General features: G+C 68.0%; 19 protein-coding genes. 15 read left to right on the plus strand and 4 right to left on the minus strand.

The genetic code is table 11. The features are described from left to right. Positions 1–75: 75 nt before the first annotated feature. From def to msrA, 13 genes are all read left to right on the plus strand, one after another. Positions 76–609 carry a peptide deformylase gene (gene def, locus F791_RS0107315; protein ID WP_018138929.1) on the plus strand — a complete coding sequence of 178 codons (534 nt, stop codon included), beginning with the start codon at positions 76–78 and terminating at the stop codon, positions 607–609. Beyond that, positions 609–1,571 carry a methionyl-tRNA formyltransferase gene (fmt, locus tag F791_RS0107320; RefSeq protein WP_019592408.1) on the plus strand — a complete coding sequence of 321 codons (963 nt, stop codon included), beginning with the start codon at positions 609–611 and terminating at the stop codon, positions 1,569–1,571. The genes def and fmt overlap by 1 nt, the downstream gene beginning before the upstream one ends. Positions 1,572–1,574: 3 nt before the next feature. After that, positions 1,575–2,930 carry a 16S rRNA (cytosine(967)-C(5))-methyltransferase RsmB gene (gene rsmB / locus F791_RS0107325; RefSeq protein ID WP_019592409.1) on the plus strand — a complete coding sequence of 452 codons (1,356 nt, stop codon included), beginning with the start codon at positions 1,575–1,577 and terminating at the stop codon, positions 2,928–2,930. Positions 2,931–2,933: 3 nt separating this feature from the next. Next, complete coding sequence (locus F791_RS0107330; RefSeq protein ID WP_018993198.1) at positions 2,934–3,503, plus strand: DUF4390 domain-containing protein; 570 nt, start codon at positions 2,934–2,936, stop codon at positions 3,501–3,503. A 280-nt stretch (positions 3,504–3,783) separates the two neighbouring features. Then, positions 3,784–5,994, plus strand: a complete 2,211-nt coding sequence (locus tag F791_RS0107335; RefSeq protein WP_038056920.1) for an ATP-binding protein — start codon at positions 3,784–3,786, stop codon at positions 5,992–5,994. Continuing rightward, complete coding sequence (locus tag F791_RS0107340) at positions 5,991–7,370, plus strand: sigma-54 dependent transcriptional regulator (RefSeq protein ID WP_019592410.1); 1,380 nt, start codon at positions 5,991–5,993, stop codon at positions 7,368–7,370. Before F791_RS0107335 ends, F791_RS0107340 begins: the two co-directional genes overlap by 4 nt. Positions 7,371–7,427: 57 nt before the next feature. Then, positions 7,428–8,807: a Trk system potassium transporter TrkA gene (gene trkA, locus F791_RS0107345; RefSeq protein WP_018138935.1), complete on the plus strand. Its 1,380-nt coding sequence runs from the start codon at positions 7,428–7,430 to the stop codon at positions 8,805–8,807. A 13-nt stretch (positions 8,808–8,820) separates the two neighbouring features. After that, on the plus strand, positions 8,821–10,275 hold the full coding sequence (locus tag F791_RS0107350) for a TrkH family potassium uptake protein (RefSeq protein WP_018138936.1): 1,455 nt from the start codon (positions 8,821–8,823) through the stop codon (positions 10,273–10,275). A gap of 28 nt (positions 10,276–10,303) precedes the next feature. Next, positions 10,304–10,642, plus strand: a complete 339-nt coding sequence (locus F791_RS0107355; RefSeq protein ID WP_018138937.1) for a tetratricopeptide repeat protein — start codon at positions 10,304–10,306, stop codon at positions 10,640–10,642. Then, positions 10,639–11,616 (plus strand): lipid A biosynthesis acyltransferase, encoded by a 978-nt coding sequence (locus tag F791_RS0107360; RefSeq protein WP_018138938.1) that lies wholly within the window; start codon positions 10,639–10,641, stop codon positions 11,614–11,616. Before F791_RS0107355 ends, F791_RS0107360 begins: the two co-directional genes overlap by 4 nt. Positions 11,617–11,629: 13 nt before the next feature. Next, positions 11,630–12,454, plus strand: a complete 825-nt coding sequence (locus F791_RS0107365) for an Fpg/Nei family DNA glycosylase (protein WP_018993197.1) — start codon at positions 11,630–11,632, stop codon at positions 12,452–12,454. 84 nt (positions 12,455–12,538) lie between these two features. Then, positions 12,539–13,699 carry a PQQ-dependent sugar dehydrogenase gene (locus F791_RS0107370; RefSeq protein WP_018993196.1) on the plus strand — a complete coding sequence of 387 codons (1,161 nt, stop codon included), beginning with the start codon at positions 12,539–12,541 and terminating at the stop codon, positions 13,697–13,699. Between the two features lie 31 nt (positions 13,700–13,730). Beyond that, a complete protein-coding gene (msrA, locus tag F791_RS0107375) occupies positions 13,731–14,366 on the plus strand; it encodes a peptide-methionine (S)-S-oxide reductase MsrA (protein ID WP_018138941.1) in 636 nt (211 codons plus the stop codon). Positions 14,367–14,381: 15 nt separating this feature from the next. Here msrA and dut read toward each other — a convergent pair whose 3' ends face one another. From dut to F791_RS0107390, 3 genes are read right to left on the minus strand one after another with little or no spacing between them, the layout of a single operon-like run. Then, positions 14,382–14,843 carry a dUTP diphosphatase gene (gene dut / locus F791_RS0107380; RefSeq protein WP_018993195.1) on the minus strand — a complete coding sequence of 154 codons (462 nt, stop codon included), beginning with the start codon at positions 14,841–14,843 and terminating at the stop codon, positions 14,382–14,384. After that, positions 14,824–16,074: a bifunctional phosphopantothenoylcysteine decarboxylase/phosphopantothenate--cysteine ligase CoaBC gene (coaBC, locus tag F791_RS0107385; RefSeq protein WP_018993194.1), complete on the minus strand. Its 1,251-nt coding sequence runs from the start codon at positions 16,072–16,074 to the stop codon at positions 14,824–14,826. The genes dut and coaBC overlap by 20 nt, the downstream gene beginning before the upstream one ends. Positions 16,075–16,084: 10 nt before the next feature. Beyond that, positions 16,085–16,687: a DUF502 domain-containing protein gene (locus F791_RS0107390; RefSeq protein ID WP_018138944.1), complete on the minus strand. Its 603-nt coding sequence runs from the start codon at positions 16,685–16,687 to the stop codon at positions 16,085–16,087. A 437-nt stretch (positions 16,688–17,124) separates the two neighbouring features. Between F791_RS0107390 and F791_RS0107395 the strand changes: the two genes are divergently transcribed. Next, positions 17,125–18,072 (plus strand): MBL fold metallo-hydrolase, encoded by a 948-nt coding sequence (locus F791_RS0107395; protein WP_018138945.1) that lies wholly within the window; start codon positions 17,125–17,127, stop codon positions 18,070–18,072. A gap of 15 nt (positions 18,073–18,087) precedes the next feature. On the opposite strand, the gene F791_RS0107400 is transcribed toward F791_RS0107395, so the two are convergent. Then, positions 18,088–19,128 (minus strand): lipid A deacylase LpxR family protein, encoded by a 1,041-nt coding sequence (locus F791_RS0107400; protein WP_018174878.1) that lies wholly within the window; start codon positions 19,126–19,128, stop codon positions 18,088–18,090. Here F791_RS0107400 and F791_RS0107405 point away from each other — a divergent pair. Further along, a complete protein-coding gene (locus F791_RS0107405; RefSeq protein WP_018138947.1) occupies positions 19,127–20,848 on the plus strand; it encodes a potassium/proton antiporter in 1,722 nt (573 codons plus the stop codon). The two genes, F791_RS0107400 and F791_RS0107405, sit on opposite strands and share 2 nt — an antisense overlap. The last annotated feature ends 111 nt before the right edge of the window (positions 20,849–20,959 follow it).

Here is a 20,959-nt window from a genome sequence, read left to right on the forward strand (position 1 = left end):
CGCAATTCCGCGGATATTGCGGTCCAACGTTAGCAGAATTGCGGCATCTGTACAGTACAAAGTTTGAGGTTTTTCATGGCCAAGCGCGAAATACTGCATTTCCCGGATCCCCGCCTGCGTCTGCAGGCGGAGCCGGTCGAGACGGTGGACGACGAGGTCCGCACTCTGGTCGACGACATGCTGGAAACCATGTACGACGCGCCGGGCATTGGTCTGGCGGCCACCCAGATCAACGTGCAAAAGCGGGTGTTGGTGGCGGATGTCTCCGATGACCAGAGCGAGCCGCACGTGCTGATCAACCCCGAGATCCTCGAGACCTCCGGCGAGGAGGAGATGGACGAGGGCTGCCTGTCGGTACCCGGATTCTACGAGCGAGTGCAGCGCGCCGACCGTATCCGCGTACGTGCCCTCGGCCGAGACGGCCAGCCATACGAGCTCGATATCGATGGCCTTCTGGCCGTCTGCATCCAGCACGAGATCGACCATCTCGACGGCAAACTGTTCGTGGACTACCTCTCCAGCCTGAAGCGCAATCGCATCCGCAAGAAGCTGGAGAAGCAGGGCGCGCGGGCTGGCGCGGGAGACAAGGCCGCGGCGCCCGCCGTCTGATGTCCCAGGCCGACAGGGACGTACCATCGCCGCGCGTGGTCTACGCGGGCACGCCGGACTTCGCGGTCCCCGCACTGCAGGCCTTGATCGAGCGTGGCCCGCGGCCCGTGGCCGTGTGCACCCAGCCGGATCGCCCGGCGGGGCGGGGGCGCCAACTGCGCCCGAGCCCGGTCAAGGTCGCCGCCGAGGCGGCCGGCATCCCGGTGCTGCAGCCGGAATCCCTGAAATCGCCCGAGGCCCAGGCCGAACTGGCCGCCTTGCGCCCGGATATCCTGATCGTCGCGGCCTACGGGCTGATCCTGCCGCGGGCGGTGCTGGAGATCCCCGGCCGGGGCGGGCTGAACATCCACGCCTCGCTGTTGCCCCGCTGGCGGGGCGCCGCGCCGATCCACCGCGCGATCCTGGCCGGCGATGCCGAGACCGGGGTCTGCCTGATGCAGATGGCGCCCGGCCTGGACACCGGCCCCGTGCACGCCTGTCGCTCGACCCCGATCACGGCGACGACGACCACCGGCGAGTTGCACGACACGCTGGCCACGCTGGGCGCCGAGCTGCTGCTGGAACGGCTGCCCGAGGTCCTCGCGGGGCGTTCGCAGCCGGAATCGCAGGACGATGCCAGCGCGACCTACGCGCACAAGCTGGAGAAGGACGAGGCCTGGCTGGACTTGGCCCGACCGGCGGTGGAGTTGGATCGCCAGGTGCGGGCCTTCAACCCCTGGCCGGTCGCCCAGGCACGCTGGGGCGAGCAGGTGATCCGTGTGCATGCCGCGCGCCCGCTGCCCGGGCCGGCGGACCCGGAGCCGGGCACCATCCGTGCTGCGGGCCGCGACGGGGTGGAAGTAGGCACCGGAGAGGGCCGACTGCGCCTGGAGATCGTGCAGCTGCCGGGCAAGCGCCCGGTTGCAGCTGCGGACTGGGCCAATACCACGGCGCTGGTGGGGCAGCGCCTCGCGGGCGGCTGAGCGATGGCGGGCAAGCGCAACGGACGCATCGTACCCTCGCGGGTGGACTCGCGCTCCCCGCGTCAGCGGGCGCTGGAGGCAGCCGAGGGCGTCGTATTGCAGGGGCATTCCCTGACGCGCGCGGTCGAGCACGCAACCGAGGGGCTGAACGCCCGCGACGCGGCCTGGGTGCAGGCGTTGGCCTACACCACGCTGCGCTGGTATCCGCAGCTGTCGGCGCTGGTGAACGGGTTCCTGGAGCGCCCCCTGCGCAAGAAAGACGCCGTGATCGGTGTGCTGCTGGCGCAGGGGCTGGCCGAGCTGATGCATTTCTCCACCCGCGACCACGCGGCCGTGCGCGAGACCGCAGAGCTGGCGCGGGCCATCCATCGCCCCGGTGCGGTGGGGCTGATCAATGCGGTCCTGCGGCGCGCGCAGCGCGAGCAGGATGCGCTGGAGGCGGCAGTCCGGGAAGACCCGGCGCTGCGTTACGCCGTTCCGGAATGGCTGCTGGAGGCGATCCAGGCCTCCTGGCCCGACGACTGGGAGACGTTGCTGGAGGCGGCCACCCGCCCCGCACCCATGACCCTGCGCGTGAACCTGTCTCGCACCTCGCGCGAGGACGCGCTCCAGGCACTGGTCGCGGCGGGGCACCCGGCACAGGCGCATCCTCAGCTGGGGGCTGCCCTGACACTGGCCGAACCCGCCGACGTCGCCCGGCTGCCCGGTTTTGCCGAGGGCCGGCTCTCGGTGCAGGACGCCTCTGCGCAATGGGCGGCGGTCCTGCTGGATCCGCAGCCGGGCGAGCGCGTGCTGGATGCCTGTGCGGCCCCGGGCGGCAAGACCGGTCATCTGCTGGAACGGGCGGGTGGCGATCTCCGTCTCACCGCGCTGGACAGCGACGCCGAGCGCCTGGTGCAGGTGCGCGAAAACCTCGACCGCCTGGGCTTCGCCGCGCAGCTGACCGCGGCCGATGTCGCCGACCCTGATGCCTGGTGGGATGACCAGCCCTTCGATGCGATCCTGCTGGATGTCCCCTGCTCCGCGACCGGGGTGATCCGGCGTCACCCGGACATCAAGACCCTGCGCCGCGCCGACGACATCCCGCGCCTGGCGGCGGAGCAGGCGCGCATTCTGGAGGCCGCCTGGGGGCTGCTGCGTTCCGGCGGACGCCTGCTGTATGCAACCTGCTCACTGCTGTCCGAGGAGAATGACGCGGTGGTCGCAAACTTTCTCGAGCGGATGCCGGATGCCCGAGCGCTGGAGCCCGAGGGTGGCCCACCGATCGCCGGGGCGCACGCACGCCCGGTCGGCTGGGCGCTGCCGCTGGGCCTGGAAGGTGGCGATGGCTTCTACTACGCGTTGTTGACAAAGGACTAGGGCATGCGCGCGGGGCGGTCGCCGATCGGATTCCTGCTGGCATGGTCGCTCGTGCTGGCGCTGGCCCCGGGTACGGCGCAGGCCCTGGAGATCCGCGACGCCCGGCACATGTGGATGGACGATGACACCCTGCTGGTGCGCCTTGTGCTCGATATGCGACTGCCGCAGGTGCTGGAGGATGCGCTGGCGAACGGGGTCACGCTGGAATTCGAGGCCGAGGCCCGGATCGAACGGGATCGCTGGCTGGGACGGGAGTCCGTGCAGCACGAGACACGCCGGGTCAAGCTGCAATATTTTGCGCTGAACCGCTACTACCTGGTAACCGACGTGAACGACGACCGGATGGAGCTCAAACCGACCCTGGGCGATGCCCTGGAGTATGTGGCCCGCCGACTCGGGCGCCTGCCGATGCACGGCGTCCCGGGGGCGGTGCGCGAGCGGCCGGAGGACTACAACATGGCCGCGCGGTTGTTGCTCGTGTATTCGGCGCTGCCCTTGCCGCTGCAGCTGGATGCCGGTCTGCGCGGTGACCTCACCACCCGGCGGGAGTGGCATCGATGGTCCCTGGACTAGGGAAACGCTGGCCAATGTACACGCTCGCTGCTTCGTCGCTTTTGCGTGCGAACAAGGCGCGGCAACTGCCGTGCAGTCATTCTGCACAAGGGAGCCGCAACGCCGTGCGCATGCCCGTTTTTGATAACAACGGGCGGCCGAGCCCCGGCATTCAATCGCTTGCGGGGTTGGTACCCCAGGTTCCCCGATCCTGCGTTGCGCCACTTGCCGGTAGAACCATTACCGGCTGCACGGCGAGCCTTGTCTCGGAAAACCTGGGGTGCCAACGCGAGTGTGTACATTGATCAGCGTTTCCCTAAGACGCTTCCCATGGGGCCTGCTGGGCATGGGCCTGCTGTTCCTGCTGCTGCTGACCTCGCTGGTGGTCATGGGCGGGGCGGCGCAGGACCAGGCCCGCTTCGAGCAGCTGTTCCTGTGGCTGCTGGTATTCCACGCCGCAATCCTGCTGGTGCTGGGGGGGCTGATCGTCCACCAGTTCGTGCGCATGGTCGCCCAGTATCGCCAGGGGGTGCCCGGCAGTCGCCTGACGCTGCGGCTGGTCGGGGGGTTCATGCTGGTCGCGGTGCTGCCGGTATCGGTCGTCTATTACTTCTCCTTCGAGTTCCTGAACGAGGGCGTGGACTCCTGGTTCGACGTGCGCGTGGACTCCGCGCTGGAGGATGCCCTGGAGCTGTCGCGTTCGTCGCTGGATCTGCGCGTGCGCCAGCTGGCGACCGAGACGCAGGAGATGATGAGCGAGCTGGAAGGGGTCTCGGAGGGTCTGGTTCCGCTGGCGTTGAATGACTACCGCCGTCAGGTTGGGGCCCAGGAGTTGACGCTGGTCGGCTCCAACAACCGCATCATTGCCTCGTCCACCGACAGCCCGATCCGCCGCCTGCCGAGTCCCCCCGGGGCCGATATCCTGATGCGGGTGCGCCCGGAGCAGCCGTATTCGCGACTTGAGCCGCAGACCGACGGCTCGCTGGTGATTCGCGTGGTGGCGACCACCAGTAGTCGAAGACCGGGGGCGGAGAACCGCATCCTGCAGGGGATTTATCCGGTCGATCCGCGCATGTCGGCCCTGTCACAACGCGTGGAGGATGCCTTTGCCGGCTACCGCGAATTCGCCTACCTGCGCGGCCCGATCATCCAGGGCTTTATCTTTACCCTGTCGCTGGCGCTGGCGATCTCGCTGATGGCGGCTCTGTGGGCCGGGCTTCTGGTGGCCAGGCGCATGGTGCGTCCGATCTCCGATCTGGTGCAGGGGACGCGCTCGGTCGCGGCTGGCGACTATTCCACCCGGCTCGCGGTGCAGCGGGCCGACGAGCTGGGCTTTCTGGTGCAGTCGTTCAATGCGATGACGCGCACGCTGAACGAGGCGCGTGACGAGGCCGAACGCAACCGCCGCCTGCTGGATGCCGAGCGCGCCTACCTGGAGAGCGTCCTGCAGCACCTGCGTTCCGGCGTGCTCGCGCTGGATGGCAGTCTGCGCCTTCGCACCGCGAACGAGGCCGCCGGCCAGATCCTGGAGTGCGACCTGCAGGGCGCCCGCACGCGTCCGATCTCCGAGCTGGGCGCCGAGTGTCCGCTGGTCGGGCAGTTCTTCGAGGCGATCAACGATGCCCTGGCGCGCCAGGAAGACGAGTGGTCGCGGCAGGTTGTCGTGTTTACCCGTTCAGGGCGCAAGGTGCTGATGACGCGTGCCGTATGGCTGCCAACCTCGGGCTCCAGCCGCGGCCTGCACGCGATCGTGTTCGATGACATGACCGAGTTCCTGAAGGCGCAGCGCGACGCGGCCTGGGGCGAGGTGGCGCGGCGTTTGGCACACGAGATCAAGAATCCGCTGACCCCGATCCAGCTCTCCGCCGAGCGTCTGTCGCGCCGGCTGGGCAAGGTCCTGGACGGGGCGGATCGCGAGGTCTTGGATCGCGCGACCGGTACGATCATCCAGCAGGTGGAGGCGATGAAGACGCTGGTCAACGCCTTCCGCGATTACGCCCAGGCCCCGCGCCTGGAACTGGGATCGGTGGACCTGAACCAGCTGATCCAGGATGTCTGCGAGCTGTATGTCGATTCCGACGGCCATTCCCGTGTACAGACCGACCTGGAGTCGGGCCTCCCCGGGATTCGGGGCGACGCCGGACGCCTGCGACAGCTGCTGCACAACCTGATCAAGAACGCGCTGGAGGCCGGCAAGGACCAGGAGGCGTTCGTGGTGCATATCGCGACCGCCTATCTCGACGATCCGACCGGACCCCATATCGAGCTGCGGGTGACCGACACCGGCCCGGGTATCAAGCCCGAGTTGCTGGAACGCATCTTCGAGCCCTACACCACCGACAAGCCGCGTGGAACCGGTCTCGGTTTGGCGGTCGCGCAGAAGATCGTCGAGGAACATGGCGGCATGATTGAGTGCCATAATGAACCGGCGGGCGAAGGTGGGGCGGTTTTCCGCATTCGCATCCCGGTCGAACATACCCCGCAGGCCCTGGCCCACGAGGAACCGGAATGAGCGAACCCTACGTACTGGTCGTCGACGACGAACCGGATATCCGGATGCTGTTGCAGGATGTCCTCGAGGACGAGGGCTATCAGGTGGCGCTGGCCGGCTCGGTGGCCGAGGCCAAGGCTCAGCGCCGTAGTCGCCGGCCGGATCTGATTCTCCTCGACGTCTGGATGCCGGATGGCGACGGGATCTCCCTGCTCAAGGAGTGGGGCGACGACGAGGGTCTGCCCTGTCCGGTGGTGATGATCTCCGGCCACGGCAATGTCGAGACCGCCGTCGATGCCACGCGCCTGGGGGCCTACGACTTCATCGAAAAGCCACTGTCGATCGACAAGCTGCTGATCACGCTGAACAACGCCCTGGAGGCCGCCCGCCTGCAGCGCGAGAACGTGGGCCTGAAACGCCATGCCGGCACGGTCGCCGACCCGGTGGGCGGCAGTGCGGTGATGGTGAACCTGCGCGACCAGGTGCAGCGCATGGCGCAACACGACACCTGGGTGCTGATTACCGGCGAGCCCGGGGTGGGCAAACAGACCTTCGCCCGGCTGCTGCATGCGCGCAGCGCCCGTCGGGACAGTCCGTTCATCGTGGTCTCGGTCGGTTCGCTGTCGGGCGACGAGGCCGTGGCCGAGCTGTTCGGAAGCGAGCAAGGCGATCGTGTGCGCTATGGGCTGCTCGAGCAGGCCGCCGGTGGCGTGCTGTTTCTCGACGAGGTCGCGGAGATGGATATGCAGACGCAGGGGCGCCTGCTGCATGCCCTGGATACCCAGCGCATTACCCGTATCGGCGGCGATCAGCCGATCAGCGTCAACGTGCGGGTGATTGCCGCCAGCCAGCATGACCTTGGCGCGGCGGTGGAGCAGGGCCGGTTTCGCGAGGACCTGTACTACCGGTTGAACGTCCTCCCGCTGGCCATCCCGCCGCTGCGCGAGCACGTGGAGGACATCCCGGAGTTGCTGGACTACCATATGCGCCATCTGCACCAGCAGGAAGGCCTGCCGATGCGGCTGTTCCAGCGTCCGGCGCTGGAGCGGCTGCAGCAGTATCAGTGGCCCGGCAACGTGCGCGAGCTGCGCAACCTGGTGCAACGGCTGATGATCCTCGGCTCCGGTGACGAGATCACCCGCGACGAGGTCGAGCGCACCCTGACCGGCCAGCCGCAGCGCGGTGAGGAGTTCGAGGAGGGGGCACTGGCGATCCCCGACCTGCCGCTGCGCGAGGCGCGCGAGCAGTTCGAGCGCGAGTATCTGATCCAGCAACTGGAGCGCTCGGAAGGCAACATGACACGGCTGGCCGAGCGGGTGGGGCTGGAGCGCACCCACCTCTATCGCAAGTTCAAGGCACTGGGCATCGATCCAAAACGGGTGAAGGCCGACGGCTGAGACGCCAGCCTTCGTTTCCCTGGCACGACGCCCTGACATCTCCGGGACGGGAGACGCATGAAGCACATCATCATCCTCGGCGCCGGGCAGGTGGGCCAGTCATTGGCCGAGGCCCTGAGCGCCGACGGCATCGACATCACCATCGTCGACTCCCGCGGCGAGCGCCTGGCCGAGCTGGAGGACCAGTTCGACATCAAGACGGTGAACGGCTTCGCCTCGCACCCGAGCGTGCTGGAGGCCGCCGGGGCACAGGATGCCTCGATGGTCATCGCGGTGACCGACTCCGACGAGGTGAACATGATCGCCTGTCAGGTTGCCTCGACCCTGTTCAACGTCGAAACCAAGATCGCCCGTGTGCGCTCACGGGATTACCACGAGACCCCGGAGCTGTTCGCCCAGGATGCGATGCCGGTGGACATGCTGATCTCGCCGGAGGCGATCGTCACCCGTCACATCCACCGCCTGATCGAGCATCCGGGCTCGCTGCAGGTGCTGGAGTTTGCCGAGGGGCTGGTCTCGCTGGTCGGCGTGCGCGCCTACTACGGTGGGCCGCTGGTCGGGCACGAGCTGAAGAACCTGCAAAGCGACATGCCCGGCATCCACACGCGGGTCGCGGCGATCTTTCGCCAGAACCGCTCCATCCAGCCGGATGGCAGCACCGTGATCGAGGCCGACGACGAGGTCTTCTTCGTCGCCGCGAAGAAGAACATCCGTGCAGTCACCTCGGAGCTGCGCAAGCTGGAAAAGCCCTACAAACGCATCATGATCGCCGGCGGCGGCAATATCGGCGAGCGCCTGGCGGAGACGCTCAGCAAGCGCTACCGGGTCAAGGTGATCGAGCGCGACCCGGATCGCGCCGACCACCTGGCGCGCTCGCTGCCCAGCAATGTGCTGGTCCTGCATGGCGACAGTGCGGACGACCGCTTCCTCGAATCGATCGGCATCGAGAACAACGACGTCTTCTGTGCGGTGACCAACGACGACCAGGCCAACATCTTTGCCGGCATGCTGGCCAAGCGCTGGGGCGTGCGCAAGGTGATGTCGCTGATCAACCGTCCGAGCTATGTGGACCTGCTGCAAAGCGGCACGATTGACGTCGCGATCTCGCCGCAGCAGGCGACCATCAGCGCGCTGCTGGCGCGCGTGCGCGAGGGCGGAACGGCCACCGTGCATACCCTGCGTCGCGGCGCCGCCGAGGCAATCGAGACGGTGGTGAACGGCGATGCCCGCACCTCCCAGGTGGTGGGGCGGCGGATCGAGGAGATCGACTTCCCCGAGGGTACGAGTGTGGGCGCGGTGGTGCGCGGCGAGGACGTGATCATCCCGCACCACGACACGGTGATCGAGGCCGGTGACCACGTGATCCTGTTCCTGACCGACCGGCGCAAGGTCAAGCAGGTGCAGCGCCTGTTCCAGCCCTCCGCGCTGTTCTTCTAGGTCGTACTGGCCGATGCTGCATTTCGCATCCACCGCCCGCCTGCTTGGGGTCCTGCTGACGCTGTTCAGCCTGACCATGCTGCCGCCGGCGGCGATCGGGTTTCTCTACGGCGAGTCCACCGCCTGGGTGTTCCTGCAGGCGTTCGCGCTGCTGCTGCTGATCGGCGGGATCCTGTGGGGCTCGATGTACCGGGCGCGCAGCGACCTGCAGGTGCGCGACGGCTTCATCCTGGTCGTGCTGTTCTGGCTTGGGCTGGGGATTGCCGGGGCGGCGCCTCTGGTACTGGACCCGAACCTGCCGGTTTCGTTTACCGATGCGGTGTTCGAGTCCATGTCCGGGCTTACCACCACCGGGGCGACGGTGCTCACCGGGCTGGACGACCTGCCGCGCGCGATCCTGTGGTATCGCCAGCAGCTACAGTGGCTGGGTGGCATGGGGATCATCGTGCTGGCAGTGGCGATCCTGCCGCTGCTGGGCGTGGGCGGCATGCAGCTGTTCAAGGCCGAAACCCCCGGCCCGATCCGTGACAACAAGCTGACCCCGCGCATTGCCGAGACCGCGCGCAACCTCTGGTACATCTACCTGGGCCTGACCGTGGCCTGCGCGCTGGCCTACTGGGCCGCCGGGATGGAGGCCTTCGACGCGGTCGGGCATGCGTTCTCGACCATCGCGATCGGGGGGTTCTCCACCTACGACGCCAGTATCGGGCACTTCGATTCGGTGGCGATCGAGACGGTGGCGATCGCGTTCATGATTCTTGGCGGGATGAACTTTGCGCTGCACTTCCTGGTGCTGCACCGCGCGACCTGGAAGCCGTACCGGCGTGACGAGGAACTGCGTACCTACCTGATCCTGCTGGTCTCCGCCGCCGTGATCGTGGTCGGCTACATGCTGTGGAGCGGCTTTGCCGCCGATACGAACGATGCCCTGCGACGGGGGATCTTCCACGTGGTGTCGGTGGCGACCACCACGGGCTTCACCACCGATGCGTTCTACCTGTGGCCGGGTTTTCTCCCGGTGCTGCTGATCTTCCTGTCGTTCATCGGGGCCTGCACCGGCTCCACCGGCGGCGGGATGAAGGTGGTGCGCGTACTGCTGCTGGTGAAGCAGGGGCTGCGCGAGATCAAGCGCCTGATCCATCCCCATGCCCGGATCGCGGTGAAGGTGAACGGCAAGGAAGCGCCCGACCGCGTGGTCCAGGCGGTCTGGGGCTTCCTCGCCGCCTACGTGATGGTCTTCGTGGTGATGATGCTGCTGATCATGGCCTCCGGGCTGGACCAGGTCACCTCGTTCTCCGCGGTGGCCGCGACCCTGAACAACCTTGGCCCCGGGTTGGGCGAGGTCGGGGCCAACTACGCCTCGATTAACGACTTCAGCAAGTGGGTGCTGGTGCTGGCGATGCTGATGGGCCGGCTGGAAATCTTTACCGTGCTGGTGCTTCTGTCGCCCGCCTTCTGGCGGCGTTAGCCTGACGATATCCAGAAGGAGGAGCTCCATGAGTGACATGATCGAACGCTTCCAGAACATGCTGGATGGCGGACAGGACTCCGCGATGCTGCGCTTTTCGCTGGGCAACGCCCTGGCGACCGACGGCCAGAAGGAGGCCGCGATTCCGCACCTGGAACGCGCGCTGGAACTGGATGGCGGGTATTCCGCCGCCTGGAAGCTGCTGGCCAAGACCCTCGTTGACCTGGAGCGGCCGCAGGCCGCGCTGTCCACCTGCGAACGCGGCATTGCCATCGCCACCGAGAAGGGCGACCTGCAGGCGGCGAAGGAGATGGAGGTCTATGCGAAGCGCGCGCGCAAGCAGCTCGATGCGGGCGGGGGCGCATGAGCGAACAGGCCGGGGAGACCCGCTCGGGCCAGGAGGCAGGCGCCTATCAGGCACCGCTGACCGGCCGTCATTTCGCCCCGCGCTACTGGGGCAGCTGGCTGCTGCTGGGCGTCGCCTGGGTGCTGCAGGAGATACCGCGCCCGGCCGTGCATGCACTGGCCCGGGGGCTCGGGCGACTGATCCGCAAGGGCGCCGGGCGCAGCCGCGCGGTGGTGGAGTGCAACCTCGAGCTGTGTTTCCCCGAAATGACCCCGGCCGAGCGCGAGAAGCGCATGGAGGCCTACTACCGCTACCAGGCGCAGACGGTGCTGGACTACGGCCTGCTCTGGTTCGGCAAGCCCGGCCAGCACGCCGCGCGCATCCGCATCGAGGGGCTGGAACACTACGAGCGCCTGCAGGCGGCCGGTACGCCGGTGATCGTCCTCGCCCCGCATTCGCTGGCGCTGGACTACGGCGGCGTGCGCATGAGCCAGATGTACGACGGTGTGTCGTTCGCCAAGCCGATGAAGAACCCGGTGCTGGAGTGGATTAACCACCGCAGCCGCACACGCTACTCGGGCGACATCTTCGCCCGTGAGCAGGGCCTGCGTCCGGCCATTCGCCAGCTTCGCCGCGGCCGTTTCTTCTACTACCTGCCGGACGAGGATCTGGGGGCCGAGGGAGCGGTGTTCGTCGACTTTTTTGGGGTACCCAAGGCGACGCTCACTGCGCTGGGACGCCTGGCGCGCATGTCGAAGGCGGCCGTGCTGCCCAGCTTCGCCTGGTACGACTCGGTGGCGGACCAGTACGTGATGCGCCTGTGGCCCCCGCTCGAGGGCTTCCCTAGCGGCGATGACCATACGGATGCCCGGCAGATGAACCAGGCCATCGAACGCGGGGTCACACAGGCCCCGGCCCAGTACCTGTGGTCCATGCGCCTGTTTCGCACCCGTCCCGAGGGCGAGCCCCCGCTCTATCCCAGCCGCAAGCGCTGATCGTCCATCCGCGATGCCCGAGGGCGATACCATCCACAAGCTGGCCCGGGCATTGGGTCCGCTGCTGACCGGCGCCGCGCTGGAGGCCGTGTCGACCCGGTCCCGGCGTGGTGCGGCACTGGTGGAGCATGGGGCCATGGCTGCGCGTGGCGTGAGCGCGCGCGGCAAGCATCTGCTGATCGAGCTGGACGACGCCGCGGGCCGCGCCTGGCAGCTGCGCACGCACCTGGGCATGTACGGGACCTGGCACCAGTATGCGCCGGGGGCCGTCTGGCACAAGCCGGAGTATCAGGCCTGGGCCGTGCTGCGGCTCGCGGACCGGGTGCTGGTCTGTTTCCATCCGCGCGAACTCGCCTGGCAACCCCGGCCGGAGGGGCGCGGCGACCCGGAGCGACTGGATGCGCGCGTGGGGCCGGATCTGCTGGACCCGGAGGTGGACCTGACCGCAGTCGTCCGGCGTATCCGTGCCCGCAGCGACCCCGCGCGACCCATTCTGGATGTGCTGCTGGATCAGTCGCTGGCGTCCGGCATCGGGAACATCTACAAGTCGGAGGTGCTGTTCCTGCACGGACGACATCCACTCGACCCGGTCGGCGCGATCACGGATGACGAGCTCCTGGCGCTCTATTGCGAAGCGGCGCGCCTGCTGCGACGCAACCTCAAGCCGGGCCCGCGTATCACGCGCGCGCGGGCCGAGACGGACGAGTACCTGAACGTGTACGGACGCAGCGGGCAGGCCTGCCGCACCTGCGGGACACCGGTGGAGCGGGCGCTGGCGGGCGAGCACCTGCGCTCCACCTACTGGTGTCCGTCCTGTCAGCCGGGGAAACACGGATGAATGCACACGCTCGCGTTGGTGCCCCGGGGAACCCGGCGGCGGGTACGGGCCACCAACGGGTACGGACCTAACGAGGGCAGGGACATGGACAAGCGATACCCGGGGCGGTTGCTGGCGGCCCCGTTGCTGGGCGGGCTTCTGGTGGCCTGCGGGGGTTCGGCCGGGATCGCGGCCGAGGAATTCTCCACCGCCGACGGCGAGCTGCGGGGCGAAGTCCTGCACTCGGGGCTCAATCACCCTTGGGCGATTGCCTTTCTGCCGGATGGCGGGGCGCTGATCAGCGAGCGGCCCGGGCAGCTGCGCTATTTCCCCGACGCGGAGAACCTCGAGGGGCGCGGCGAGATGGTGTCCGGCCTGCCGGACGACCTGGTTGCGAATAACCAGGGCGGGCTGCTGGATCTGGCCCTGCACCCGGATTACGAGGACAACGGCTGGCTGTACTTCACTTATTCCGCGCAGGTGGAGGGCGGTCAGACGACGCGCCTGGCCCGCGGGCAGTTCACGGACGGGGCGCTGGAGGAGGTCGAAGTGCTGTTCTCCGCCGAGCCGGCGGCCCGCGGCGGGCGTCACTTCGGCTCGCGCATCGTGTTCGACGACGAGGGCTATGTGTACGTCAGCATCGGCGATCGTGGTGACCAGGATCGCGCCCAGAAGAAGGACGACCATGCCGGCAGCATCGTGCGCCTGCACGATGACGGCTCGGTACCCGACGACAACCCGTTCCTCGACGAGGATGGCGCCCATCCCGAGCTTTGGGTGATCGGCGTGCGCAACCCGCAGGGGATGGTGATCGATCCCGAGACCGGCACCTTCTGGCAGAACGAGCACGGGCCGCGCGGTGGCGACGAGGTGAATATTATCGAGCCCGGCCTGAACTACGGCTGGCCGGTGATCTCGCATGGCGGCGCCTACTCCGGCGGCCCGATCGGTACCGGCGAGTCCGAGAAGGAGGGGATGGAGTCCGCCATCCACTACTGGACGCCGGCCATTGCCCCGTCCGGCATGGCGATCCTGCGTGATTCCGCCTTTGCCGCCTGGGATGGCGATCTGCTGGTGGGTGGCCTGCGGGGCCAGACCCTGCGCCGGCTGACCTTCGAGGGCCGCGAGCTGGTCAACGAGGAAGACCTGCTCCCCGATCTTGGCCGCCGCATCCGCGATGTGCGCGTGCACGATGGCGCGATTTACGTGCTGACCGACCACAACCCGGGCGAGCTGATCCGGCTGACCCCGGCCGATCCCGGCTGACGAATCCACGTTTCCGGAAGGAGCCCTTGTGATGTTTGCGTTTTCCGAGCCGCGCATGCCCGCGCCCGAGGAGGCCCTGCCCGGGCGCGACGAGCCGCTGCCGGTCCCGCCGCGGCACATGGTGCTGGGCACGCCGCTGGCGCCGCCCTATCCGGACGGCATGCAGGTGCTGCATGTGGGCATGGGCTGCTTCTGGGGTGCGGAGCGGCTGTTCTGGCAGATCGACGGCGTGTATTCGACCAGTGTGGGTTATGGCGGCGGCTATACCCGCAACCCGACCTACCGCGAGGTCTGTTCCGGGCAGACCGGGCACACCGAGTTGGTGCGTGTCGTGTTCGACCCGGCCCGAGTGTCGATCGATACGCTGTTGCGGGTGTTCTGGGAGGGACACGACCCGACCCAGGGCATGCGCCAGGGCAATGATGTCGGCACGCAGTACCGCTCCGCGATCTATGTGGAATCGGCCGAACAGCAGGCGGCGGCCGAGGTCAGCCGCGAGCGCTACCAGGCGGCGCTGGATGCCGCAGGGCGTGGCGCCATCACCACGGAGATCCAGCCACTGGACGCCTGGTACTTTGCCGAGGACTACCACCAGCAGTACCTGGCCAAGGTGCCTAACGGCTACTGCGGTCTGGGTGGGGTGGGCGTGTCCTATCCCTCGGGCTGAGGGTTCCTCCGTCTGCTATCCGCGGCCGGAAGAGCCGAAGCCGCCGACGCCACGGGCGCTCTCCTCGAAGTCCTCGACCACGCGAAAGCGCGGCTGGACGACCGGGACGATGACCAGCTGCGCCAGGCGTTCGCCGACCTCCAGGGTGTAGGCGTTCGCGCCCCGGTTCCAGCAGGAGACCATCAGTGGCCCCTGGTAGTCGGCGTCGATCAGGCCGACCAGGTTCCCCAGCACCAGGCCGTGCTTGTGACCTAGCCCGGAGCGGGGCAGGATCATCCCGGCGTAGCCCGGGTCCTCGATATGGATCGAGAGCCCGGTCGGGATCAGTTCGGCGGCGCCCGGCTCCAGCGTCAGCGGCGCCTCGGTCATCGCGCGCAGGTCGACGCCGGCCGAGCCGTTGGTGGCCGGGGCGGGCAGCGGGAAGTCCGCGCCCATGCGCGGGTCCAGGATCTTCAGGTCAATCTCGGGGGCGGGCATTCGGGGTTCCTTGATCCGTTTCGCATTCGGTCAGGCGCTCGACGATCAGCTCGATCAGCGCCCGGGCCAGCTGGGTCTTCGGCTGGCTGGGGAGCCGGCGCTCGCCACCCTCCCAGAGGCACAGCAGTTCGTTGTCGGGTGTGCCAAAGGCGCGGCCCTCGCCGACCCGGTTGGCGGCGATCAGGTCGAGCCCCTTGGCGCGGCGCTTGGCCTCGGCATGTTCGCGCAGGTGCTCGGTCTCGGCCGCGAAGCCGACCAGGAACGGGCGTCGGGGGAGCGAGGCCGCTTGTGTTGCCGCCTCAGCCAGGATGTCCCGGGTGCGCTCCAGCGCCAGGTGCATCACCGGGTCGGACTTCTTGATCTTCTGTGCCTGTGGTTCGGCCGGGCGGTAGTCGGCTACGGCCGCGGCCGCGATCAGGATGTCGGTCTCGGGCAGTCGCTCCATCACCGCGGCGTGCATGGCGGCCGCCGTTTCCGTGGCGATGCCTGCGACGCCCGCGGGCACGGCCTCGGCCGTCGGCCCATGCACCAGGGTCACGTGTGCGCCCGCATCGCGTGCCGCCGCGGCCAGGGCAAAGCCCATGCGCCCGGAGCTGCGGTTGCCGATAAAGCGCACGGGGTCGATCGGCTCGAAGGTGGGGCCGGCGGTAATCAGTACGTGACGCCCGGCCAGAGGGGCGTGTGCCGGCTGCAGCAGCTCCCGCGCGATCGCGGCGGGCTCGCGCATGCGACCCTCGCCCTGCTCGCCACAGGCCTGGTCGCCGCTGTCCGGCCCGATCAGGGTCACGCCGCGCTCGCTCAGGGTCGCGATATTGGCCTGCGTGGCCGGGTGGGCCCACATGCGATGGTTCATCGCCGGTGCCAGGGCGACCGGCGCGGTGGTGGCCAGCAGCAGCGTACTCAGCAGATCGTCCGCCAGGCCCTGGGCGTAGCGGGCGATCAGGCTGGCGCTGGCCGGGGCGACCACGATGCGGTCCGCCCAGCGTGCCAGGGCAATGTGATCCATGCCGGATTCCGCCTCGGCATCCAGCAGCTCGGTGCGCACCGGCGCGCCGGACAGGGCATGGAAGGTCAGCGGGGTCACGAAGGCGCGGGCGCCGGCCGTCATCACCACGCGCACCTCGCAGCCGGCGCGCTTCAGCTCGCGCACCAGCTCGCAGGCCTTGTAGGCGGAGATGCCGCCGCTGACGCCGATCAGAATCCGTGGCTGGTGGTCGTGGTGGTCCGTCATGCAGCGAATTCTACCCGGTTCCCTTGTCCTGGCGCGCGGAGACACCGGCGGTCAGGGCATAGCGCATCGCGTCCTCCAGCGAGAGATCCAGTGGCTCGATGCGGTCGCGCGGCAGCATCAGGGTGTAGCCGCCGATCTGGTAGCTCATCGGCATGTAGACCGCGATCGTCTCCGGGCCACCCAGGTTTTCCGGAAGCCCCTCGAAATCCTCGCGGGTGACAAAGCCGACCAGCTTGAAGTCGCTGCCCGGAAAGGTCACCAGCACGGCCTGCCCGAAGCGCTGATGGATGTCGCCGGAAAGGAGATTCGTTACGTCGCGCACGGTCCCGTGGATGGTCTTGACTACCGGGATGCGCTGCATCAGCGATTCCACCCAATCGAACAGGCCGCGCACCACATAGGCCTGCAGCAGAACGCCCAGCGCGAACACGAGCCCCAGCCCGGCCAGGATGCCCAGGCCCGGGAAATACAGGGCATCGGGCAGGATCGCGCGCAGCAGCCCGCCCAGCACCGTCTCCGCCGTGGTGCCCAGCCACCAGAGCAGGGCCAGGGTGATGACCAGGGGCAGGATGGCCGCCAGGCCGGTCAGGAAGGTCCGGGAAATCTTGCGCACCTGCAGTCTCCATCCTAGGGAAACACTGATCAATGTACACGCTCGCGCTCGAGTCGCTTTTGCGTGCGAACAAAGCGCGGTGAGCGCAGTGTAGCCGAGCTACATAAGCGAGCCGCAACGCCGTACGCACGCAAAAGCGGCCGAGCCCCTGCTGTTCAATGGTTTGTGGGGTTGGCACCCCAGGTTCCCCGATCCTGCGTTGCGCCGCTTGCGGGTAGAACCACCACTACCCGCTGCACGACGCTCCTTGTCTCGGAAAACCTGGGGTACCAACGCGAGCGTGTACATTGATCAGTGTTTCCCTGGGGGGAGGCCCCGATGCTATCAGTTTCGGCCGCGTAGGCGGCGCAGCGCACTTTGCGGCGGCTGGCGGGTCTATTCTTCACGATCGGGAATAGTCGGGGGTGATTGCCATGCAGGGATGGAAACCATTGGGTGTGGTGCTGGCGAGCCTGGCGATGGCATTGGTCTTGACCACGTCGTCGCCTGCTGGCGAGCCGGCGGCGCCCGAGGACTACGAAATGCAGCCCGAGGCCGTGGCCCCCGGGGTCTACGCCGTGATGACATCGGCGCGCGATTTCCCCAGCCGCGAGAATCTCGGCTGGAACGCGAACATGGCGTTCGTGGTGACCGACGAAGGTGTACTCGTGTTCGATACTGGCTCGTCCGAGACCATGGGCGTGGCCCTGCGCGAGGCCATCCGCGAGGTGACCGATCAGCCCGTGCGCTGGATCGTGAACAGCCACAGTCATGGCGACCACTGGCTGGGCAATCATGCGTTCGCCGAAGACGAGCCGGAGATCATGGCCGGCCCCGAGGCCATCGAGCGTATGGAGGCGGAGGCCGAAACCTGGGTCGAGAACTTTCGCGAGATGACCGATGGCGCGACCGGCGATACCACACCATTGCTGCCGAACAAGCCCGTGGACGAGCGCGTCACGCGAGTCCTGGGCGGTACCGAGGTCGTCATCTTTCCCTCCGGCGGTGCCCACTCCCCGGGTGACCTGATCGTCTGGTTGCCGCAGACGAAGATCCTGCTGGCCGGGGATGTGGTGTACAGCGATCGCGCGCCCTCGGTCTGGGATGGCGATGTCGCGCAGTGGATCGAGCTGCTGGACGAGCTGATCGCGCTGGAGCCCGATGTGGTCGTGCCCGGCCACGGCCGGCTCGAGGGGGCGGAGACCCTGCCGCGCCTGCAGAACTATCTGGTCACCCTCTGGGATGCGATTGAGGAGGGCGTGGAGCAGGGGCTGGCCGACTTCGAGACCGTGCCGCTCGTGCGCGAGCGCATGGCGGACATCCTCGAGGACTACCCGGGCTTCGAGGACAAGATCGACCGCTCGGTCGCCACGACCTACCCCGACGTCGAGGCCGCGGTGTTTTGAGGCGCGTGGCCGGAGTCAGAACTGCCAGGTGGCGTGCAGCGAGCCGAACTCCGCCGCGCCCTTGGCCTGGCCGCTGAACTCCCGCGAACGCCACACATGGGTGTAGCCCAGGCGCACCCCGCCCACATGGAACACGAACCCGGCGGTCAGTTCCCCCACTGCTGGGTGCTTGTCCACCGAGGGCCCGTCGCGAAACAGCGGGCCGTCCAGGAACAGGTCATAGGCCATCAGCCGGGTATCTACCCCCGCGAACAGATAGCCGCCCATGGAGCCGACCGTCTCGAAGGTATGCGAACCCGATAGGGCCGGATTGATCCGAGGCGGGCCGTAGTCGCGTGGCAGGTTGCGGCCGGCGCGCACGATTGCACCGGCGTTGGCGAAGGTGAACGGGCTGCCCACGGTCGCGCCCCAGTGTGGCGTCAGGTCCCAGCCCCAGCCGCCCTCGGCGCGATGCGAGCGCCCGCGTAGCTGGCGCTCGTAGCCCACCATCAGGGTTGCCTCGTTACCGATCTGATCGTCCCAGCCTTGTGGTTGCGGCGCGCTGGACCAGCTGTGGACTTCCTTCTGTGTGCGGTCGGCCAGCGAGGCGGGCCCGACGGTGCCCACGGTGACCTGCAGGCGGTCCAGGCGGTCGCCATGATCCTCGGCCAGGCTGAAGTTCAGGTACAGCCAGCCGGCGTAGGGACGGTCGTCCGGGTCCGCGGGCGAGCGCTCGATGTCCTCCGGGGTGTACATGTTCTGGCCCAGGTGGATGGCCGATTTCAGGCGCCCGCGCTCCTCGCGATCGACGAAGTAGGGCAGGGCGTCCGCGACCCGCTGCAGCCAGGGGGGTACGCGCTCCTCGCTGCGCGTCCAGCCGATGCGGAAACCATTGGTGTAGTAGCGGTCCTCACCGGCGAACAGGTCGTTCTCGAACTCGAAGTGCAGCGCGTCGACGCCGCGCTCGGCGGCGGCCGGCGCTGCTGCGAGACCCAGTGGGACAGCCAGCGCGCCGGCCAGGGCAAGGGCCGCTCTCCCCGGGCGGGTTTTCGGGGGCTTCCGGTATGATCGACGCATGGACCTCTCCAACCAGATCATCTTCCTGGCGGCCATTGTGCTGTTGGGCAGCATCCTTTCGAGCGTGATCACCTCGCGGCTGGGTGTGCCCCTGCTGCTGGTGTTCCTGGTGATCGGCATGCTGCTCGGGCCGGAGGGCCCGGGCGGTCTCGAGGTGGAGAATATCACCCTGGCCTATCTGATCGGCTCGGCCGCGCTGGCGATTATCCTGTTCGACGGCGGGATGCGCACTCCTGCTCGCAATTTCCGTATCGGGTTGAAACCAGCCCTGGGACTGGCCACGCTCGGGGTGCTCGTGACCTCGGGCCTGACCGGAGTGTTTGCCGTCTGGTGGCTGGGGCTGTCCTGGCTGGAGGGGCTCCTGCTGGGAGCGATTGTGGGATCCACCGACGCGGCTGCGGTGTTCTCGCTGTTGCGTTCGCGCGGGCTCGAACTGAAAAGCCGTGTCGGCGCCACCCTCGAGATCGAGTCCGGCTCCAACGACCCGATGGCGATTTTCCTGACCATCGTGCTGATCGAGCTGTTGCTGATGCCCGACCAGCAATTCGGGGTGGTCGTCGCCATCGAGTTTGTCCAGCAAATGGGGCTGGGGGCCTTGTTTGGTGTGGCGGGCGGTTTCGCCCTGCTGGCGCTGATCAACCGGGTGCCGATGGCGGGCGGGCTGTACCCGCTGTTCGCGATGGCCGGGGCACTGGCCATCTTCGGCCTGACCGGCCTGGTGGGCGGCTCGGGCTTTCTGGCCGTGTACCTGGCAGGGCTGCTGATCGGCAACCGCCCGCTGGAGGCCTCGCAGAACATCAAGCGCTTCCACGACGGGATCGCCTCGCTGGCACAGATCGGCATGTTCCTGATGCTCGGCATGCTGGTGACGCCCTCGGGGCTGCCCCCGGTGGCACTGGATGCGGGGCTCGTCGCCGCGGTCCTGATCCTGGTTGCCCGGCCCCTGGCCGTATGGCTGTGCCTGTACCCGTTCCGCTTCCCGTGGCGCGAACAGGTCTTCATCGCCTGGGTCGGTCTGCGCGGCGCGGTACCGATCATCCTGGCGCTGTTCCCGCTGCTCGCCGGGCTGGAGCTGGCGGGCTACTTCTTCCACGTCGTGTTCTTCGTGGTGCTGATCTCGCTGCTGGTGCAGGGCTGGACCGTCGCGCCCTCGGCGCGCTGGCTGGGACTGGAGCTGCCCCCGACCACCGCGCGGGTGCAGCGCACCGAGCTGGACATCCCCGGACAGCAGGAGATGGAGCTGGTCGGCTATCGCCTGGCCGAGACCACGCCGGTGGTGCGCGAGGCGTGGTCGAACTTCCGCCTGCCGGGCAGTGCGCGGGTCGTGGCCCACCTGCGCGAGGGCAAGCTGCTGGACACGCTCGAGCTGCTCGATCTGCATGCCGGCGACCACCTCTACATCATGGTCGCCCCGGCCGATCTGCATGACCTCGACCGCCTGTTCGTCCCGCAGGACCAGGTGCCGGAACGCCTGACCGAGCAAAGTGTGTTCGGGGAGTTTGCCCTCAATGGCGACGCCCAACTCGGGGCGGTCGGCATGGCCTACGGCGCCCCGGTACCGCCCGAACACCAGGGCGACACCCTGGAGGACTACCTGCGTCGTGAACTCCAGGCCGAGCCGGTCGTCGGCGACGCCGTCGACCTTGGCCCGATGCGCCTGGTGATCCGCGAGATGGACGGCGCCCGCATCACCAAGGTCGGCCTGAAGCTGCGCCACTGATGCCGTCGATGCCGGAGGCCGGACAGGGGGCTTGCTTGATCAGATCCGTATGGATCGCATTTGCGGCTTCAATTGAGGTGGGGGCTTTGATATAAGAATCAAAAGCAGGGT

The organism is Thioalkalivibrio sp. ALRh, assembly GCF_000381425.1.
In the GTDB taxonomy this organism is placed as follows: domain Bacteria; phylum Pseudomonadota; class Gammaproteobacteria; order Ectothiorhodospirales; family Ectothiorhodospiraceae; genus Thioalkalivibrio.

What these genes read in the sequence shown, in the direction of transcription:
- def (WP_018138929.1), top strand. Translation starts at nt 76, where the DNA reads ATGGCCAAGCGCGAAATACTGCATTTCCCGGATCCCCGCCTGCGTCTG.
- fmt (WP_019592408.1), top strand. Translation starts at nt 609, where the DNA reads ATGTCCCAGGCCGACAGGGACGTACCATCGCCGCGCGTGGTCTACGCG.
- rsmB (WP_019592409.1), top strand. Translation starts at nt 1,575, where the DNA reads ATGGCGGGCAAGCGCAACGGACGCATCGTACCCTCGCGGGTGGACTCG.
- F791_RS0107330 (WP_018993198.1), top strand. Translation starts at nt 2,934, where the DNA reads ATGCGCGCGGGGCGGTCGCCGATCGGATTCCTGCTGGCATGGTCGCTC.
- F791_RS0107340 (WP_019592410.1), top strand. Translation starts at nt 5,991, where the DNA reads ATGAGCGAACCCTACGTACTGGTCGTCGACGACGAACCGGATATCCGG.
- trkA (WP_018138935.1), top strand. Translation starts at nt 7,428, where the DNA reads ATGAAGCACATCATCATCCTCGGCGCCGGGCAGGTGGGCCAGTCATTG.
- F791_RS0107350 (WP_018138936.1), top strand. Translation starts at nt 8,821, where the DNA reads ATGCTGCATTTCGCATCCACCGCCCGCCTGCTTGGGGTCCTGCTGACG.
- F791_RS0107355 (WP_018138937.1), top strand. Translation starts at nt 10,304, where the DNA reads ATGAGTGACATGATCGAACGCTTCCAGAACATGCTGGATGGCGGACAG.
- F791_RS0107360 (WP_018138938.1), top strand. Translation starts at nt 10,639, where the DNA reads ATGAGCGAACAGGCCGGGGAGACCCGCTCGGGCCAGGAGGCAGGCGCC.
- F791_RS0107365 (WP_018993197.1), top strand. Translation starts at nt 11,630, where the DNA reads ATGCCCGAGGGCGATACCATCCACAAGCTGGCCCGGGCATTGGGTCCG.
- F791_RS0107370 (WP_018993196.1), top strand. Translation starts at nt 12,539, where the DNA reads ATGGACAAGCGATACCCGGGGCGGTTGCTGGCGGCCCCGTTGCTGGGC.
- msrA (WP_018138941.1), top strand. Translation starts at nt 13,731, where the DNA reads ATGTTTGCGTTTTCCGAGCCGCGCATGCCCGCGCCCGAGGAGGCCCTG.
- dut (WP_018993195.1), bottom strand. Translation starts at nt 14,843, where the DNA reads ATGCCCGCCCCCGAGATTGACCTGAAGATCCTGGACCCGCGCATGGGC.
- coaBC (WP_018993194.1), bottom strand. Translation starts at nt 16,074, where the DNA reads ATGACGGACCACCACGACCACCAGCCACGGATTCTGATCGGCGTCAGC.
- F791_RS0107405 (WP_018138947.1), top strand. Translation starts at nt 19,127, where the DNA reads ATGGACCTCTCCAACCAGATCATCTTCCTGGCGGCCATTGTGCTGTTG.
- F791_RS0107400 (WP_018174878.1), bottom strand. Translation starts at nt 19,128, where the DNA reads ATGCGTCGATCATACCGGAAGCCCCCGAAAACCCGCCCGGGGAGAGCG.